The following is an 18,661-nucleotide window of genomic DNA, read 5'->3' on the forward strand; positions in this document are numbered from 1 at the left end:
ACATAGAACACTAGGGGGATTATTATGAAATCAACATTTTTTGCTCAAAATAGAGAAAGACTAACGAAAACATTACCTGATGAATCCGTTACGATTTTATTTGGGGGACAAGCACCGCATATGTCAGCTGATGCACATTATAAATTTGTACCAAATCGTAATTTTTACTACTTAACGGGAATCGATGAACCAAATGTTATTTTTATGCTGAAAAAGTTTGGGAATAGTGTAGAAGAGACACTTTTCATTGAAAAATCAGATCCAGTAATGGAAAAATGGGTTGGGAAGACAGTTTCTAGCGAAGAAGCAGAGGGAATTTCAGGTATAAAGAAAGTTTTATATTTAGATAGCTTTGAAAAAGCAGTATCAAATATACTCTTTACAGAAAATGCGAAGCATCTATATTTAGATATAGAACGTCGCGAGTGGAATGGTACGGAGACAAAAACATTAGCATTTGCTAAACATGTAAGAGAACAATACCCACACGTAACAATTGGTAATGTATATCCGAACATTTGTGAATTACGAGTTTTTAAAACCGAGGAAGAAATTGAAATTATTAAAGAAGCGATTGCTATAACGAAAGACGGTATTTACAACGTACTTAAGCATGCAAAAGCAGACATGATGGAGTATGAATTAGAAGCTCAATTTGATTTTACACTGAAATCATCTGGCATTAAGCATCATGCGTTCAATACAATTTTGGCAAGTGGTAAAAATGCTACAGTTCTTCATTATGAAGATAATGATGCACAAATTCAAAATGGTGATTTAGTATTGCTAGATTTAGGTGCTCAAAAAGACTACTATAACGCTGATATTAGTTATACATTCCCGGCAAATGGAATATTCTCTAGTCGTCAAAAACAAATTTATAATATTGTATTAAAAGCATTAAAAGAAACAACAGAGATTATTAAGCCGGGATTAAAGTTCGCTGCATTAAATGAGCATACAAAAAAGGTACTGGCAGAAGAGTGTAAAGCAATTGGTTTAATTCAAGAAGATGAAGAGTTATCAAAATACTATTATCATGGTGTCAGCCATTTCCTTGGTTTAGATACACATGATGTAGGAACATATAAAGATAGAATGTTAGAAGAAGGTATGGTTATAACAATTGAACCTGGTCTTTATATTGAAGAAGAATCAATTGGAATTCGTATTGAAGATGACATTCTTGTAACGAAAGACGGGTATGAAAACTTGTCAAAAGATATCATTAGAGAAGTTGAAGAAATTGAAGAATTTATGAGTGTAAATAATGAACATGTAAAAGGAAACCAAGCTGTAGTTAAATAATAAAAGAGTCATCACTAATTTATTTGAACTTTATCTCGAATCGTGGACAATTAAAAAATCCATGATTCGGGATAGGGTTCTTTTCTTCGAAATACTAATCTTTAATTATTAATCCTAATAAAGTAGCAAACTGAACAGCTTGATATGTTGATACTTTACATCCTCTTAAATCGTTCACTGAAACTGTAAGTGTATCAAAGGTAGAAGAACTAATATCTATCCCCTTCAGTGATGTCTGATCAAAATTAGCTTCATCAAGACTACATAATTGGAATTCAACTTTTTTAAGTTTACAGTCAAAAAATTATATTTAATGAAGTTTCATTAAATATAATTTTTTCTAGTTTAGAATTTCCAAATGCCGCTAAATTCAAAATTGAATTCTCAAATTTAACATTTCCTAAGCTAGATTCTGCAAAATTAACCCCGATTAATTTACTGTTTTTAAATTCGACTCTATGAACAGAAGAATTGCTTAAATTAACATTTGATAAATCGCAGTTTTCAAAACAAACATCTGTAATATCAATATTGCTAAAGTCTGTATTAGTGAATTTACAATTCTTTATCACTGCATCATACAATCGCACTCTATCTACAGATTCATTTTCGAAAGTGGAGTCTAGAATTTCACACACTTCTAATGTTGGATCTTCTTCATAAAAAATATCTTGAAAATTCTTTGAAGATAACTCTGGTGAAATTTTTGGTCTATCAATTTTCATCGTATATCAATCCTCTTCTATTTGATATATTTGTGTAATTTGAGTCCATTGTCTGTAAAGAACATTAGTTCTTATTATACAAAAATCTAAGTTCTTTTGTGAAGAGCATTTTAGCTACATTTTTCTTATTTAATAATAGCAGTGTTATTGTTTCTTAAGAAATAACGTCAAAACAAATACGAGAACGGCTAATATAGTCGCTACAAGGAAAGCATTTTGTATTTCTAAAATATTCGCCTCTTGTAATGTCTCCGCTTTTAGTAATCTTCCAATTAGCTTACGTAAGATCTAATTACATCTCCTTATTTTCTTGAAAATCAACTTCTATAATGATTTTGAAAAAGAAAAAGGGGGGATTTTCCATGAAGCGATTTGTATTAGCAGCCATTACAGTCTCTGTAATATTTTTAATTGCTGCCTGTTCTGTGACGACAAATACAACAAATGATCATAAAAATATGAATGATAAAAAAACACTACAGACTGAAACAGCTACAACACCATTGAAGGTTGAAAAAGGACCAGAAGTTACTTTAATAGCGAAAGAAGAAAAGCAAAAATTAAGTAACGGTGTTATTGTTCCAGTCTGGACATTTAATGGCTCATCTCCTGGTTCAGAAATTCGGGTGAAAAAAGGTGAAAAGGTGAAAGTGACATTAAAAAATGAATTATCTGCACCAGTATCTATTCATTGGCATGGATATCCTGTCCCAAATAACATGGATGGAATTCCAGGCGTGACACAAGATGCAGTTGAACCAGGAAAAAGTTTCACTTACGAATTTGAAGCGAACGTACCAGGAACGTACTGGTATCACTCGCATCAAGATTCTGTAAATCAATTAGATAGAGGTTTGTATGGAGCGCTCATTGTAGAAGATACAAAGGAAAAATATGATAAAGATTACACATTAATGTTGGATGAATGGGTTACAGATAAAGAAGAAATTAATAAGCAGTTAAAAGAAATGACAAAAGGGCAAATAGGTAATAAATCTAAAGGTAATGAAAATGGGGAAAAGAATGATGATAAGAACGGCATGGATTATTCTGATATGAACATGGGCAGTGATAAAAAAGACTCTAGTAATATGGAAGGAATGGACCATGGAAATATGAAGATGGAAGGTCATGATATGAGTATGTACGATTTATTCACAATCAATGGAAAAAGCGGTGATTTAGTAGCGCCATTAAAAGTGAATAAGGGAGATAACGTTCGTCTTAGACTCGTCAATGCTGGTTATCTATCACATGATATACATGTTCATGGCCATGATATAAAAGTAATTGCGACAGATGGTCAACCAATAAACGATCCAAAAGTTATAAAGGATAAAGTAATTTCAATCGCACCGGGTGAACGTTATGATATTGAATTTACTGCTAATAATCCTGGGAAATGGCATGTTGAAGACCATTCAAAAAATAAAGGTGCAAAAGGAATGAAAGCTGTTATTGAGTATGATGGCAGCAAAGAGATGAAAGATAAAGCAGACGAAAAAGAAAAATTACCGAAAGTAGATATAATGAAATATGGTACTAAAAAATTAGGTAGTTTCACATTAAATCAAGAGTATACTGCCACATATAATATGGACTTAAATACGCAAATGAATGGAAATGAAATGGTATATACAATTAACGGAAAGGTATTTCCGGATATTGACCCAATTGAAGTGAAAAAGGGTGATTTAGTAAAAGTGAAGTTGGTAAATCGTTCTAAAATGGATGATCACCCAATGCATTTACACGGACACTTTTTCCAGGTGTTGAGTAAAGATGGAAAACCGATAGAAGGTTCTCCAATTGTAAAAGATACATTGAACTTAAAACCGGGTGAAGAATATGAAGTAGCCTTTGTAGCAGACAATCCGGGTAAGTGGATGTTCCATTGTCACGATTTACACCATGCTTCAGCAGGGATGGTAACGGAAGTGAACTATACAGATTATAAATCTGACTATGTTCCAAACCAAAACATTCCTAATAAGCCAGAATAATAGGAAGCAGTTATCCTTTGGATAGCTGCTTATTCATTTTTGTTGCAAGTACTAATGTATGTGTTGATCATGCCCGGATGAAGGTGAGGGAGTATGATCTGGGAATGTCGCGAATACGGCAACGATAATTACTACACTAATTGAAAGTAATAACAAAAAACGCTGTTGAATAAAAGTAGAAAAGTTCTCCGATAACAATTGAATCACACAGGACATAGTAATCGTTATAGTAAGTAAAAGGCTAATGAACAATATATTATGAGCTTGTTGAGCGTTTAACATTTCTGTAATCATTGCTCCCATCATACTTGCCATTAATCCAGAGAACATTCCTTCTAAAGCAGTATATAGGTGAAAACGTAGACCGATTAAGAAACCGATAAAACCACTAATTAAAATAGCAAGCAAAGTAGAATATAGTAATTCCCCCTTAAAGAGAATGCCTAAGTAAAAACCAATACTTAAACCGATACTCATACTAAAAGACATAATAAATACCATATACTCCATTAGGGTACCCTTACGTTTAGAAATATAGGATGTAATAAGAATCGAGGTACAGCAAAGTGTTAAGGTAGTTAACGTATAAGCAAACATTATGATACCTCCTTGTCCTATCGTTCATTTCATCATATGTTTATATGGAGGGTACTTATGCTTATTAATATCTGCATATTATCTGCACAATTTCATAGATGTAAGCAAAGGAACGCTTGATTTGTTAGGGCGTCTTTTTTAATTATAAGCATGTGAAAGAAATTGTTATATTATGAGTTTCTATTGTGAAGCCATAAAGAATAAGCGTATAATATTATAGGTCTCCCATTTGCGAGACAAACCGCGAATGATAAATAAGATTGTTGTTTTATCATCGCTTCTAAACATATAGACAATGAAAGTAACACTGGAATACAGATAGGGAGTTATAAAATGAAATTAATTATTGCCGAGAAACCAGATCAAGGGTTGGCTCTTGTTTCACAGTTTAAATATCGCCGGAAAGATGGATATTTAGAGGTAGAAGCGAATGAGTTATTTCCAAATGGAGCGTACTGTACATGGGCAATTGGTCATTTGACGCAGTTATGTAATCCAGAGCATTATCACGCAGAGTGGAAAAAATGGTCACTTAATACATTACCGATGATTCCAGAACGTTTTCAATTTGAAGTAACAAAGTCAAAGTATAAGCAATTTAACGTTGTGAAACAGCTGTTACATAATCCACAGGTAACAGAAATCATTCACGCAGGAGATGCTGGTCGTGAAGGGGAACTGATCGTACGAAATATTATTAATCTTTGTAACGTGCAAAAGCCGATGAAACGTCTATGGATTTCATCTTTAACGAAGCAAGCTATTTACCAAGGATTTAAAAATCTACTTGATGAATCAGATACAATTAATACGTATTACGAAGCATACACAAGATCTTGCGCTGACTGGGTTGTTGGTATGAATGCATCACGTGTCTTTAGTATTTTGTTAAAGAAAAAAGGAATGAATGATGTATTTTCTGCTGGTCGTGTCCAAACACCAACGTTAGCATTGATTGTAAAGCGAGAGAAAGAAATTGAAAACTTTAAGTCAGAGCCTTTCTGGGAAGTGTTTGCAACCTTTAATATAGAAGGAAAGAAATATGACGGAAAATGGGAAAAGGATAATGAATCCCGCTTAAAAGATCCTGATATGGCGAATAAAATTGCGACATTTTGCCAAGGGAAACCGGCTGTTGTGAAGGAAATGAAAACGGAGCGTAAAGAGTTTCAGCCGCCGCTTTTATTTAACTTATCATCACTGCAAGCAACGGCAAATAAAGCCTTTAAGTTTTCACCGAAAAAGACGCTTGATATAACGCAAGCACTATATCAAAAAGGGATTGTTTCTTATCCACGTTCAGATTCTAACTATGTTACACAAGGAGAAGCAGCGACGTTCCCTGATATTTTACAGAAGTTAAGTCAGTTTGATGAATATAAAGGCTTATTACCGGCTCCGGTTGAATCCATTATGAATAACAAGCGTTATGTAAATGAAAAGAAAGTAACAGATCACTACGCAATTATTCCGACAGAGCAAGTTACAAACCCAAGCAGACTATCAGGTGATGAAAAGAAAATATACGATATGATCGTAAGAAGGCTTATTGCAGCTCATTATGAAGTTGCAATCTTTGACTATACAACGATTGTAACGCTTGTAGATGAACGTGCTGAATTCATTTCAAAAGGAAAACAGCAAATTCAAGAAGGTTGGCGTAAAGTTATTTTCCAAGACGATAAAGATGACGAAACCATTCTTCCAATTGTAGCTGAAGGCGAAGAAGGAAAAGTTGTAAAGGTGAAAGTGAAAGAAGGAAAAACACAGCCACCGAAGCGCTATACAGAAGGACAACTTATTACGTTAATGAAAACAGCTGGTAAGTATTTAGAGAATGAAGAGCTGGAGAAAGTATTAAAGAAAACAGAAGGTTTAGGTACGGAAGCGACTCGCGCAGGTATTATTACGATGCTGAAAGACCGTAAGTATATAGATGTAAAGAAAAACCAAGTGTATGCGACTGATAAAGGAAAAGTATTAATTACCGCAATTGGTGATAAAATACTAGCTTCACCGGAAATGACTGCGAAATGGGAACAACGTCTTGCGGAAATTGGTGAAGGTACAGCTTCACCAGCTACATTTATGGAACAGACGAAAAAGCTATCAGCTAAAATTATTGAAGACGCAGTGGAAATGTCTGAGAAGTGGGATTTCACGGGACTACATGTTGAATCGATTGAACGGAAAGGATCGAAATTTACAACGGGTAAAAAGGTTGGTAGCTGTAAAAAATGTGATGGTGATGTAATTGATAAGTCAACGTTTTACGGTTGTTCTAACTATAATACAACGCAATGTGATTTCACCATTTCAAAGAAGATATTAAGTAAAACAATTTCGCAAAAGAATATGACAAAGCTCTTAAAAGGTGAAAAGACTGATTTAATTAAAGGCTTTAAAAAGGGCGAGAAAACGTTTGATGCGAAATTAGAGTGGAAAGATAATAAGATTAATTTTGTATTTGAGAATTAATTTGTTAAAAGAGCATGACATAAAACTGTCATGCTCTTTTGTTATTCTTTTATTTAAAATTTAACGATAAAAAAAATCCTTTAAATAATAATTTTTTATTGTAAAACGATAAATTTTGTATTAAAATCAAAATCATAATAAATGAGTGAGGTGCTTTTGTTAAAAGGTAACAACCTTATTTTTAAAATTAGAGGAGGTATAACTATGAACATTAACAATTTGATTGTTAAAAATATGGATAACCCCCATGAGTTGGAGAAGATGTATAGAAAAGATCCGAAAGCTTTTAAAAAAGCATTCTCACAAGCATGGGACCAAAACCCTGATTCTCAGGTTCTAGGTGCTTGGTATGAAAGGTTGCATTTCAAGGAGAAAGTAAATAAAGAAAAAACATCTTTGTTTCAAAAAGGTTTCTTATTCATGGGCCTTTTAGCTATTCTGGCCGGCATAAGCACCAGGGTCATTTTCCACTTTGTCGAACAGGAAGCAATTGCTCCAATTAACTTGGCTTTTGGTGTAATTCCCTTTATTGCTGCTTATTTTGTTTACAATAATACTCCCAAAAAAAGTATTATTTATTCCCTTGCAGCGTTGTTCCTAATTTCCGGGATGTATCTTAATACGTTGCCATTAAATTATAAAGACAGTACCATTCTTGCTTATTTACATCTTCCTATATTTTTATGGGTCTTAGTAGGGCTTGCGTTTACAGGAAATGAATATTCAAAAGGCAGTACAAGATTAGCCTATATAAAATTTAATTTAGAATATTGTCTTCTCTACGCCAGCATGGCAGTGAGCGGAATGATACTAGCAGTATTCACCATGCGTTTATTTAGCTTTGTTGACTTAGATATAGGAGAATTCTATTTTAGTAATGTTGTTTTATTTGGAGCAGCGGCTCTCGCTATTGTGGCTGCATACTTAGTATCAATGAATCTTAAGCTTGCTAAAAATATTACACCATACATATCTAAAATTTTTAGTCCTCTCGTCCTGATCACGTTGCTTATCTATCTTATAACGGTAATTTGGGTCGGGAAAAATCCGTTCTTGGATCGCAATTTCCTAATGGCCTTCAACGGAATCCTCCTTGTTGTATTGGCTGTTACTATATTTTCTATCGTTGAAAGTGACTCGGACGAGAAAAAGAATATTTCAGATTATATAAATTTTCCCTTAATTGTTCTGGCGCTTATTATTGACACTGTCGCATTGTCAGCCATAGTATTTAGACTTTCTTCTTACGGGATTACACCTAATAGACTTGCTGTTTTAGGAGTAAACATAGTGATTTGGGCAAATCTCATTTGGATTATGTTTGCCTATATGCGTTTCTTGCAAAATAAATCAGGACCAAAAGCTATCCAAGATGCCGTTACGAAGTATTTGCCAATATACGGACTTTGGGCAGCTTTCGTTATATTTACGTTTCCTATCATTTTTAATTAGAAAGGATCTGTTAATGTAACGAAAAGTTAATTCTCTATAACATATAAAATTTTTTGAGCCGATCATTTTATAATTGGTATTATTAAGTTTGTAGTTTCGGTAATTTCATTTGTATTGATAAATAAGAAATAAGTGTTGTATGTAATCTTTCCATAATAAAAAACGTCCCAAAATGGGACGTTTTTTATTATGCGTATTGCCGTTTTTTCTTAATAAGCAACAAAACTTGTGAAACAAAAGCTAGTACCGGTAACTCAATCAACGGTCCAATAACGAGTGCAAGTGCGATAAGAGGCTCGTCTGGAAAAGCTGTTACAGCGATAGCGAGTGCAACAGGTGAGTTTCTTGCTAACGTTGTTAAGCTTAGACTTACTGTATCTTTGTAAGATAAATGCATGATGCGCCCGATAAATTGTCCTAGTAAGAAATTAATGATGAAGAACAATAGAACAGGAACGAGTAATAATAAAACGACATTCATATTTTGAAGTAAATATTTACCTTGTGATGCAAACATCGCTACTATTGCTAAACTTAAAAATACAATTTGAGCAGAGCTGAAAAACGGAATGAGTTTATTCTCGAGAGTTTCAGCTTTTTTCATTTTATTCATAATGAATTTTGTAGCGTGTGCAAGTATAAATGGTAAGACGATTACGATAACAATACTTTCTACTAAAACAGAAACCGCTACAGTTTTCATGACACCAGCAAATAAAAATAAATAAATTGGAAGGAGTAGTACTTGCAAAATTAAATTTACAGGTAAAATTGCAGTAGAAAGTGCTACATTTCCTTTCGCTATTTCAGTAAAGATTAAGTACCAATCTGTGCATGGAGTAACCATTAACATTATAAATCCAACCCAAAGTGCTGGATGATCTGAAAGAAATAGTGCTCCTAATCCCCAAGCGAGTAAAGGTGTCCATAAGAAGTTAATAGTAAGACTTGTTCCAGCAAATTTTAAATTACGAAATCCGTTTTTTATTTCTTTTAATGGGATGCTGAGGAATAATCCATATAGCATGAAAAATAAGAAGGGGACAATAAACTGGTCTGAATACGTATGTATCATATTAAATTGTCCGAGTACGATGCCGCATGTAACAGCAAAAAGAATAATAAAAGTTTGAATCTTTTCTATAGTGCTCATGAATAAATCCTTTCTATATATGAATTTTCCTCTCTAAGTTTATTATACAAGTAATAAAGATGTATTTGGTGTTCAATTGTATTTTAGTTAATATTTTTAAGTTGAGATTTTATTTTTTATTAAAAGTTACTTGACTAAAGTAAGTGACTATATTACAATCACTTACATAAGGTAATTAAATAACAAAAAGTTTTGATAGCTTAACTTAAGGTATCTATTGGAACTTTTTCTTAGAATAAGAATTTTTATGATGATGAATAATGAATATGAAAAGAAAGATTAGGTGAAGAAAATGGGACTATTTAGCTCATTATTTGGTAAAAAAGAAGAAAATACGAATGTAGAGGGGAATAAAAAAATGTCAAAAGTATTATTTGTAAAAGCAAACGATCGTCCAGCGGAGCAAGCAGTTAGTTCAAAAATGTATGAAACATTTGTAAGTACTTATAAAGAAGCAAATCCAAATACAGAAATTACGGAATTAGATTTATTTGCATTAGATCTTCCTTATTACGGAAATATCGCGATTTCAGGTGGATATAAACGTAGCCAAGGCATGGAGTTAACAGCTGAAGAAGAGAAGGCAGTTGCTACAGTAGATCAATATTTAAATCAGTTTTTAGAAGCTGATAAGGTTGTATTTGCATTCCCATTATGGAACTTTACAGTACCAGCACCATTAATCACATATATTTCATACTTATCTCAAGCTGGAAAAACGTTTAAATATACAGCAAATGGCCCAGAAGGTTTAGTTGGTGGTAAAAAAGTAGTTGTGTTAGGTGCTCGTGGTTCAGATTACTCTTCAGAGCAAATGGCTCCTATGGAAATGGCAGTTAATTACGTAACAACTGTACTTGGATTCTGGGGAATTACAAATCCAGAGACAGTTGTAATTGAAGGGCACAATCAATATCCAGATCGTTCACAACAAATTGTTGAAGAAGGTCTAGAAAACGTTAAAAAAGTAGCAGCGAAATTTTAATTTATGATAGTAAATGGAAAAACCAACATGGATGACCGTGTTGGTTTTTTAGTCTATTTTTCATGTTAAAAAATGTATATTTATAAAATAAAAGAAAAGTTCGAAAATAGTATTGCAAAATATTATATAGCAAACTATAATGAGTTCAAGAATAGTTGATACTTAAATTAAATATTCAGAAAATTCAATTAGTTAAAATTGGAAAATGAGATAAGGAAATTTGAATGGGGGTTATATTATGGCGAATAAAGTACCGTTTTCGTTCATAGTAGTTATTGGATTAATGTTATTTGCACTATTTTTTGGAGCAGGAAATTTAATTTTCCCAGCGATGCTTGGTCAATCAGCAGGAGAGAATGTATGGATTGCTAACGCTGGATTTTTAGTAACTGGTGTTGGATTACCATTACTAGGTGTACTAGCATTTGGTTTTTCAGGTAAAGATGATTTACAGTCATTAGCAAGTCGCGCTCACCCAGTGTTCGGGATTGTGTTTACAACAGTTTTATACTTAGCAATCGGTCCGTTATTTGCAATACCTAGAACAGGAAATGTTTCTTATGAAATTGGTCTTAAGCCGTTTATGCCAGAAGGAGTAGGTTCTACACCTTTAATTCTTTTCACAATTATATTCTTTAGTATCACTTGTTTTTTTTCGCTAAATCCCGCGAAAATTGTCGATATTGTTGGAAAAATCTTAACGCCAATTAAGTTGACTTTCATCGGTATTTTAGTAATCGTTGCTTTTATACATCCGATTGGAGATATGCAAGCACCAGTGGAAGCTTATACATCACATGCATTCTTTAAAGGATTCCAAGAAGGATACTTAACGATGGATACGCTCGCATCATTCGTATTCGGGATTATCATTATCAATGCTATTAAAGAAAAAGGTGCGAAAACGAAAACACAAATTATGGTCGTTTGTGCAAAAGCGACAATAATTGCAGCATCTATTTTAGCAATTATCTATACAGCTCTTTCTTATATGGGTGCTTCAAGTGTTGCAAAGCTTGGACATTTAGAAAACGGCGGAGAAGTATTAGCGAAAGTTTCTAACTACTATTTCGGATCATATGGCGGAGTATTATTAGGATTAATGATTACAGTAGCTTGTTTAACAACTAGTGTGGGACTTGTATCAGCATGTTCTTCATTCTTCCATAAGTTATTCCCAAATGTTCCTTACAAAGCAATTGCAATCACACTATGTGTATTTAGTGCAATTGTTGCAAACGTAGGATTAACACAGTTAATCGCAGTTTCTGTTCCAGTATTAACAGCAATTTATCCACTAGCAATCGTATTGATTTTCTTAACATTCTTCCATTCATTATTCAAAGGAAGAGCTGAAGTTTATCAAGTGAGCTTAATCGTAACATTTATCATCAGCTTATTCGATGGATTAAGTGCATCTGGAGTTAACATTGAAGTAGTAAGCCAAGTGTTCACTAAATTCCTTCCGATGCAGGAAGTAGGATTAGGCTGGATCTTCCCAGCGATTATCGGTGGATTTATCGGATATGGCATTAGTGTTGTAAAAGCAAAAAATCAAGTTCAACCAGCTAGTGCGAATAAGAAAATAGGTTAAATAAAAAAGTTATAGAACTTGTTTCTATAACTTTTTTTGTTACTATTGATAAGGATAGAAAAAATAAAGTAGTAGGGGAAATAAAATGAAAAAAACAATTGATCATATCGGCATCGCAGTTCGAGATATAGATAGTACGATACGTTTTTATGAAAATGTGTTACTAGGAACTTTAATAGATCGTTACGTAAGTGAAGCTCCTGGTGTGGAAAGCGAAGTAGCCATTCTTGAAGTGGATGGAGATAGAATTGAATTACTTGCACCGACGAATAATACGACATCTCCAATTGCCCGTTTTATTAAACAAAAAGGTAAAGGTGTTCATCACGTTGCGTATCGTGTCGATGATTTAGATGTGGCTCTAGAAGAGTTAAAAGAACAAGGCATTCGAACGTTAGAGCATACACTTCGAATTAATAAACACGGCAGAAGATTAATTTATCTTAACCCAGCGGATACTGAAGGAACGATTATCGAGTATTGTGATTATCCGGAAGAGAAATAGAAGAGGGACATTTTTTAAAAGGTGTTACGTAATAACGTAATACCTTTTTATTTATGTATTTCACATTTTCTTCACAAATGATTCACGATAACTTTTCTTCTTTGATAACTTACATAAATATATTTTATGATATAATAACAATCGACTTTAAAAATGTAAGTTGTATCTATCGTTATAGTTACTATTATATTGAAAGTTTGGAGGTGGAAGAGAAATAAAGAGTTATACTTTATAGAAATTTATATTTAACCAGGTTAATATTTCTACGGAGAATCAAACTTTGGAAGTTAAAGTAATGAAAATAGAGCAATGAGGAAGAGAGAAGTGAAATGAGTGAGAAAGTAATGAGAAGATTAGGGATATGGCTATTACTTGTGTGTGTGCTTATCATATTGATACCGCAAAGTGCATTTGCTCATGCGTACGTTGTGAAATCAAACCCTACTGAAAATGAAACATTGAAGAAAGCACCATCTGTTGTAAAAATCGAATTCGATGAAGACATACAAGTTTCAAGTTTTAATACATTGTACGTGAGAGATACATCAGGTAAAAGAGTCGATTCAAAAGATGCTCATATTGATAAAAAAAATAAAAAGCTATTAGAAGCTGGATTAAAAGACAATCTCAAAAATGGTCTTTACTCCATTCAGTGGAAAGTGATTTCAGCTGATGGACATCCAATTCAAGGAGTTATCCCGTTTCGGATTGGATTAGCGGAAGCGGAAACAGACGATATACAAGTGGAAGAGATGGGGTATGTCCCGCAAATCGATATGATTATGGAACGTGGGATTCTATATACGAGTTTCTCGCTATTTTTAGGAGTTCTCCTCTTTAATCTTATTATGTATAAAGGGAATGCAACCTCGGTTCGATCAAGGAGTAAGAACATAATATGGATCTCCTTATTTGGGATATTTATTAGCTTGTTATTCAACCTACCATTGCAAGCGAAAATAAATGCCGATGTTTCGTGGCTAGAAGCATTCAACCCTTTACTATTAAAAGAAACATTACAGCTTTCTGTTTTTGGTTATATATGGATCACTCAAATGGTTCTCATTAGTACGCTTATAATTGTTACGTATTTTGCGGTGAAGCATGAGAAGTTTTCGTCGTTTAAAGTATGGAGTATTCCAATACTATTATTTATAGGGTTACTTGTTATGAAAGCATTTAATAGTCACGCATATGGTTTAAAGTTTAAAGACATTGCTGTCGTTATGGATTTTCTACATTTATTCGCAGCTTCATTATGGGTGGGTGGTTTATCATCTATTATTCTTCTTTTACGTAATGAGGATAACAAGTGGCATATGTATTGGGATATGATTAAGCGTTTTTCACCGTGGGCAACAGGTGCTGTCATCGTGATTTTAATAACAGGCCTTTTTAACAGTACATTTTTTATTCCAACAATCCACTCGTTATTTGATACGAAGTATGGATTGGCTTTATTAACAAAGATACTTTTATTCATTTTCATGGGGATATTGGGAATTATTCATTATGTGAAAGGGAGAATGCGAGCGCAGCAAGGATTAGGAGCTACGGTGAAAGTAGAGTTTATCATTGGAATTATCATTTTCGTCATCGTAGCTTTTATGACAAACGTACAAACACCACCGATGCCTCCTACTGGACCTTTTACAGAGAGTAAGCAATTAGATAATGGATATGAACTTACGCTAAATGTAAGTCCGAATAAGGTAGGACAAAATAAATTCCATATTACACTAAAGGATGAAAAGGGACAGCCTATTACTGATATGGAACAAATGATATTGACGACTCAATCATTAGATATGAACATGGGAAAAGGTTCATTTAAAGTTTCAGTAGTTTCACCGGGAGAATATGAAGCAGAAGGTATGTATATTAACATGACAGGAAACTGGAATATACATGTTCATGGATTAACAAAATCTCTTGATAGTTTCGATACAGATTTTAAATTTATTGTCGGTGGCAGATAAAAAGAAGCTATGTATGAAAAGGAGCTAATAGAAAATGAAACGTATAAAAAAATTAGGAACAACAATGATCGCAACAATTATTGCAATGGGAATTTTTTCGTTACCTGTTAGTGCGCACGTCACTGTAAAACCAGCAACTTCTGATATTGGTTCTTGGGAGACTTATACGATAAAAGTACCAGTTGAAAAAAATGAAGCAACGACGAAAGTTACACTGAAAATACCGTCTGGAGTAGAGTTCCAACAGTATGAACCAGTCCCAGGATGGAAAGTTGAGGAGCAAAAAGATACAGCCGGAAAAGTTAAAACTGTAGTATGGGAAGCGACAGGAGAAGGGATTTTAACCGGCCAGTTCCAGCGATTTACTTTCGTCGCTAAAAATCCGGATAAAGAGCAAAAAATAGCTTGGGACGCATATCAACAATATAAAGACGGAGAAATTGTTGAATGGACAGGTGATGAAAAAGCTGAAAAACCGCATTCACTTACTACAATTGCAAAAGGTACGTCATTAACAGGAGAACATGGTGAAGTGTCTAGTATTGAAAAAAATGAGAGTACAAGTAATATGACAACGATAGCAATTGTCTTATCTATTTTAGCGATTGTATCGTCGGTAAGTGCGTGTGTTCTTGTAGTACGTCGTAAAAAGTAAGACGTAAGAAAGAGCCTACAAACAGTAGGCTCTTTCTTACGTTTATTTCATTTCAACTTGCTGCCTTACAGCAAGTGTTTTCGGTTTCATATTTACAAAACAAATACTCACAACAATAAATAATAGTCCGATGAATAAGCTAATGGTAATAGCCTCATGTAAGAAAATTGAACTTACAATAATAGCTATTAGTGGAATGAGGAAGGTATAAGCCCCAACTTTACTTGCTTCACCAGCTCCAACAAGTGTGAAGTATGCAAGCCACCCCATTGCAATAACAAAGAATGAAATAAAGAGAAGTACGCTAACAAATGGCATACTCCAAGCGATACTAGACCAGCTTTCAAACTCTGAACCAAATCCAATTAAGCAAAGGCCACCAATAATAAGCTGAAGTGTTACCATCCAAATGGCATTAACACGGTGACCAGTCTTCTTAATGAATACTGTGCCAAGTGCCCAGCCAATAGCGCATCCTAACGCGAGAAGGATTCCAATAACAGAAATATGTCCTGTTAAACTGCTTGAGCTAATAACGCCTACACCAATAAATCCGAGAACAAGCCCGAAAATTTTCAAGCCGTACATTGATTCTTCAAGCCATATCCACGAGAAAATACCGAGTAAAACTGGTTGTAGAAATACAATGGCGGAAAATAACCCAGCAGGCATATATTGAAGGCCGACAGTTTGTAATCCGTAAAATATAATGATGTTAAGTAAAGAAGAAATAACGTATAAATGCCACGTTTCTTTTAAATGTAACTCTTTGTATTTCGGTAATGCGAACAGGAGTAAAATAAATCCTCCAATTAAAGTTCGAACGCCTGCGAATAAAACAGGTGGTGTATAATGCAGGGCAAACTTTGATAAAGGCCAATTGATTCCCCACATGAAAACGAGAAAGGTAAGGATTATGGCCGTCTTAGTTCGAGAAAGCTGTGTCACTGAAAGACCTCCTTGTTGTTATTCATTTCACTATGATATGATATCGACTGTAATAAATAAAATGAATCTTTTTTATGAGGAGTATAAGTGATTAGTTATGACCATTACACAACTGCAAGTATTAATAAAAACTGTTGAGTTAGGTAGTTTTACGAAAGCTGCCAGGGTATTAAATATGACGCAGCCAGCTGTTAGTCATGCGATTTCAAGTATTGAGTCAGAGTTAGGAGTTACTATTCTTATACGTGATAAACGAAAAGGCCTCCTCGTTACGGATGTAGGAAACAGGATTCTTGTACATATTAGAGAGATTTTGAACGGTGTAGAGAAGATTGAACAAGAAGTTGCGATGGAGAAAGGACACGAAGTTGGGACGATTCGAATTGGTAGTTTTCCGAGTGCTTCTGCACATTTCTTACCCAAAATGATAAACCTTTTTAAGGAGAAGTATCCGAACTTAGAAGTAGTTCTTTGTGAAGGAACGATTAAAGAAGTTGAAGATTGGTTAGTATCGAGGGTTATTGATATAGGAATTGTTATTTTGCCTAATAAAGATATGGAGATTGTTCCATTAACGAAGGGGAAAATGGTTGCTATCTTAAGAGAGGATCATTCTCTCTGTAAGAAGGACTCTATTACAATTAGTGATTTAGAGAATGAACCAATCATATTATGTAAGGGCGGATACGAACCACCTATTATTGATATGTTTAAACAAGCAAATGTACCACTTCGGGCTGAGTATGTAATTTCGACAGTTACTACAGCTTTAAATATGATTCAAGAAGGATTAGGCATTGCAATATTAGCTGAATTATCTTTAACGAATTTACCAAAAAATGTGCAAACGAGAGAATTGGAACCACAAGTATGGAGAGAGATTGCTTTAGCTGTTCCTTCATTAAAGGATTCTTCAATCGCTGTGCAGCTATTTATTGAAGAATTTCAATCGCTATTTGCAGAATAAAAAGAAGTGTCTCATATGTCATAATGGGACACTTTTTAATTTACTTATAAAAAATCTATGAAAAGGATTGACTTATTTTTTAGTTGTAACTATAATGATTACATCGAGGTGGTGATTACGATGAAAATTAGTAGCCGCTTTTCCATAGCTGTTCATATTTTATCTATTTTGAAAAACAATCCATCTTCACTTTGTACTTCAGACTATATGGCTGAGAGTGTCAATACAAATCCAGTAGTCATTCGTAAAATCATGTCGTACTTGAAACAAGCTGGCTTTGTTTACGTAAATCGTGGACCGGGTGGCGCGGGATTACTAAAGGATTTACATCAAATCACATTGTTAGATGTGTATCATGCAGTGAACGTAGTCGAAGAAGACAAGCTATTTCATATTCACGAGCAACCGAATCCAGATTGTCCAATTGGGGCGAATATTCAAGCGGTGTTAGAAATTATTTTAATTCAAGCACAATCCGCGATGGAAGAAGTTTTGAGAAATATTACGATGGGGCAGTTGTTTGAAACTTTGCAAGAAAAAATGAATGCTTAAATAATATTTATATTTTTTTATTATTAATGTAACTAATTTGATTACAACGATAAGGTAAGGTGTAAAAGTTATGACTGTAAAAATGAAAGTATACTCAGATTTTATATGTCCGTTTTGTTTTTTAGCAAAAGGTCCATTAGATGAGGTAGCGAAAGAGAAAGATGTAGAGATTGAATGGATGCCATTTGAATTACGTCCAAGTCCATATTCAAAAATAGATCCATGGAATGAACCAGAAAAATTAGGTTCATGGGATGCTTTCATTCTTCCGACAGCGAAGAAGTTAGGAATTGATATGCGCTTGCCACGTGTTTCACCACATCCATATACACATTTAGCTTTCGAAGGATGTCAATTTGCGAAAGAACGTGGACTAGGTAATGAGTATCATCACCGCGTATTCACAGCATTTTTCCAAGAAGAGCAAAACATTGAAGATATTGATGTGTTAACAAAATTAGCGGTAGAAGTAGGACTTCCTGAGGCGGAATTTAAAGATGCTTTAGTAACTCGTAAATATAAAGAAAAGCATCAAGAAGCAATTCAACACGCATATGATGAAGCGAATATTATGGCTGTTCCAACTGTCATGATTGGAGATGAAGTCATTCAAGGGCTTGCTAGTAAAGAAACACTAGAAAGGGTCATTGATAAAGAAATTGAAAAGGATAAAACAAATTCATTTGAAGGTATGCAATGTAATACCGATGGATATTGCTAATTCGCTTGTTATGAAATAACAAAATAAATTATAAAACAA

At 33.9% G+C, this 18,661-nt stretch carries 15 protein-coding genes and 1 pseudogene; 12 read left to right on the forward strand and 4 right to left on the reverse strand.

Features of this window, described 5'->3' with window-relative positions; translation table 11 throughout:
- The first annotated feature begins 24 nt into the window (after positions 1-24).
- A complete protein-coding gene (locus QCI81_RS23435; RefSeq protein ID WP_071730967.1) occupies positions 25-1,308 on the forward strand; it encodes an aminopeptidase P family protein in 1,284 nt (427 codons plus the stop codon).
- A 94-nt stretch (positions 1,309-1,402) separates the two neighbouring features.
- On the opposite strand, the pseudogene QCI81_RS23440 reads toward QCI81_RS23435, so the two are convergent.
- Positions 1,403-2,033 (reverse strand): annotated as a pseudogene (locus QCI81_RS23440) (pentapeptide repeat-containing protein).
- 362 nt (positions 2,034-2,395) lie between these two features.
- Between QCI81_RS23440 and QCI81_RS23445 the strand changes: the two are divergent.
- On the forward strand, positions 2,396-4,036 hold the full coding sequence (locus tag QCI81_RS23445) for a multicopper oxidase family protein (protein WP_071730968.1): 1,641 nt from the start codon (positions 2,396-2,398) through the stop codon (positions 4,034-4,036).
- Between the two features lie 51 nt (positions 4,037-4,087).
- Here the strand turns inward: QCI81_RS23445 and QCI81_RS23450 are convergent, their stop codons facing one another.
- Positions 4,088-4,633 carry a hypothetical protein gene (locus QCI81_RS23450; RefSeq protein ID WP_000458538.1) on the reverse strand — a complete coding sequence of 182 codons (546 nt, stop codon included), beginning with the start codon at positions 4,631-4,633 and terminating at the stop codon, positions 4,088-4,090.
- Positions 4,634-4,966: 333 nt separating this feature from the next.
- Here QCI81_RS23450 and topB point away from each other — a divergent pair, with 333 nt between their 5' ends.
- The gene (topB, locus tag QCI81_RS23455; RefSeq protein WP_071730970.1) at positions 4,967-7,111 is read left to right on the forward strand and encodes a DNA topoisomerase III; all 2,145 of its coding nucleotides are present in this window, start codon (positions 4,967-4,969) and stop codon (positions 7,109-7,111) included.
- 204 nt (positions 7,112-7,315) lie between these two features.
- Positions 7,316-8,563, forward strand: coding sequence for a DUF4153 domain-containing protein (locus tag QCI81_RS23460; RefSeq protein WP_063547071.1), 1,248 nt, complete (start codon positions 7,316-7,318; stop codon positions 8,561-8,563).
- 187 nt (positions 8,564-8,750) lie between these two features.
- On the opposite strand, the gene QCI81_RS23465 is transcribed toward QCI81_RS23460, so the two are convergent.
- Positions 8,751-9,716 carry an arsenic resistance protein gene (locus QCI81_RS23465; RefSeq protein WP_000103823.1) on the reverse strand — a complete coding sequence of 322 codons (966 nt, stop codon included), beginning with the start codon at positions 9,714-9,716 and terminating at the stop codon, positions 8,751-8,753.
- Positions 9,717-10,008: 292 nt separating this feature from the next.
- Between QCI81_RS23465 and QCI81_RS23470 the strand changes: the two genes are divergently transcribed.
- The 5 genes from QCI81_RS23470 to QCI81_RS23490 all read left to right on the forward strand — a co-directional run bounded on the left by QCI81_RS23470 (position 10,009) and on the right by QCI81_RS23490 (position 15,434).
- A complete protein-coding gene (locus tag QCI81_RS23470) occupies positions 10,009-10,701 on the forward strand; it encodes an FMN-dependent NADH-azoreductase (protein WP_000522528.1) in 693 nt (230 codons plus the stop codon).
- Positions 10,702-10,939: 238 nt separating this feature from the next.
- The gene (gene brnQ / locus QCI81_RS23475) at positions 10,940-12,295 is read left to right on the forward strand and encodes a branched-chain amino acid transport system II carrier protein (RefSeq protein ID WP_071730971.1); all 1,356 of its coding nucleotides are present in this window, start codon (positions 10,940-10,942) and stop codon (positions 12,293-12,295) included.
- A gap of 85 nt (positions 12,296-12,380) precedes the next feature.
- The gene (locus tag QCI81_RS23480; RefSeq protein ID WP_000750850.1) at positions 12,381-12,800 is read left to right on the forward strand and encodes a VOC family protein; all 420 of its coding nucleotides are present in this window, start codon (positions 12,381-12,383) and stop codon (positions 12,798-12,800) included.
- Between the two features lie 329 nt (positions 12,801-13,129).
- Positions 13,130-14,779 (forward strand): copper resistance CopC/CopD family protein, encoded by a 1,650-nt coding sequence (locus QCI81_RS23485; RefSeq protein WP_071730973.1) that lies wholly within the window; start codon positions 13,130-13,132, stop codon positions 14,777-14,779.
- Between the two features lie 34 nt (positions 14,780-14,813).
- The gene (locus tag QCI81_RS23490) at positions 14,814-15,434 is read left to right on the forward strand and encodes a YcnI family copper-binding membrane protein (RefSeq protein WP_000821382.1); all 621 of its coding nucleotides are present in this window, start codon (positions 14,814-14,816) and stop codon (positions 15,432-15,434) included.
- A gap of 42 nt (positions 15,435-15,476) precedes the next feature.
- Here QCI81_RS23490 and QCI81_RS23495 read toward each other — a convergent pair whose 3' ends face one another.
- The gene (locus tag QCI81_RS23495) at positions 15,477-16,382 is read right to left on the reverse strand and encodes a DMT family transporter (protein WP_023521703.1); all 906 of its coding nucleotides are present in this window, start codon (positions 16,380-16,382) and stop codon (positions 15,477-15,479) included.
- Between the two features lie 97 nt (positions 16,383-16,479).
- On the opposite strand from QCI81_RS23495, the gene QCI81_RS23500 reads away from it, so the two are divergent.
- The 3 genes from QCI81_RS23500 (at position 16,480) to QCI81_RS23510 (ending at position 18,622) form a co-directional block, all read left to right on the forward strand.
- A complete protein-coding gene (locus QCI81_RS23500) occupies positions 16,480-17,349 on the forward strand; it encodes a LysR family transcriptional regulator (protein WP_000156774.1) in 870 nt (289 codons plus the stop codon).
- Positions 17,350-17,469: 120 nt separating this feature from the next.
- Positions 17,470-17,901: an Rrf2 family transcriptional regulator gene (locus QCI81_RS23505; RefSeq protein WP_065483208.1), complete on the forward strand. Its 432-nt coding sequence runs from the start codon at positions 17,470-17,472 to the stop codon at positions 17,899-17,901.
- A gap of 70 nt (positions 17,902-17,971) precedes the next feature.
- A complete protein-coding gene (locus QCI81_RS23510) occupies positions 17,972-18,622 on the forward strand; it encodes a DsbA family oxidoreductase (protein ID WP_000216673.1) in 651 nt (216 codons plus the stop codon).
- Positions 18,623-18,661 lie beyond the last annotated feature (39 nt).

This window comes from Bacillus cereus group sp. MG20 (genome assembly GCF_040459885.1).
Classification (GTDB): Bacteria; Bacillota; Bacilli; order Bacillales; family Bacillaceae_G; genus Bacillus_A; species Bacillus_A cereus.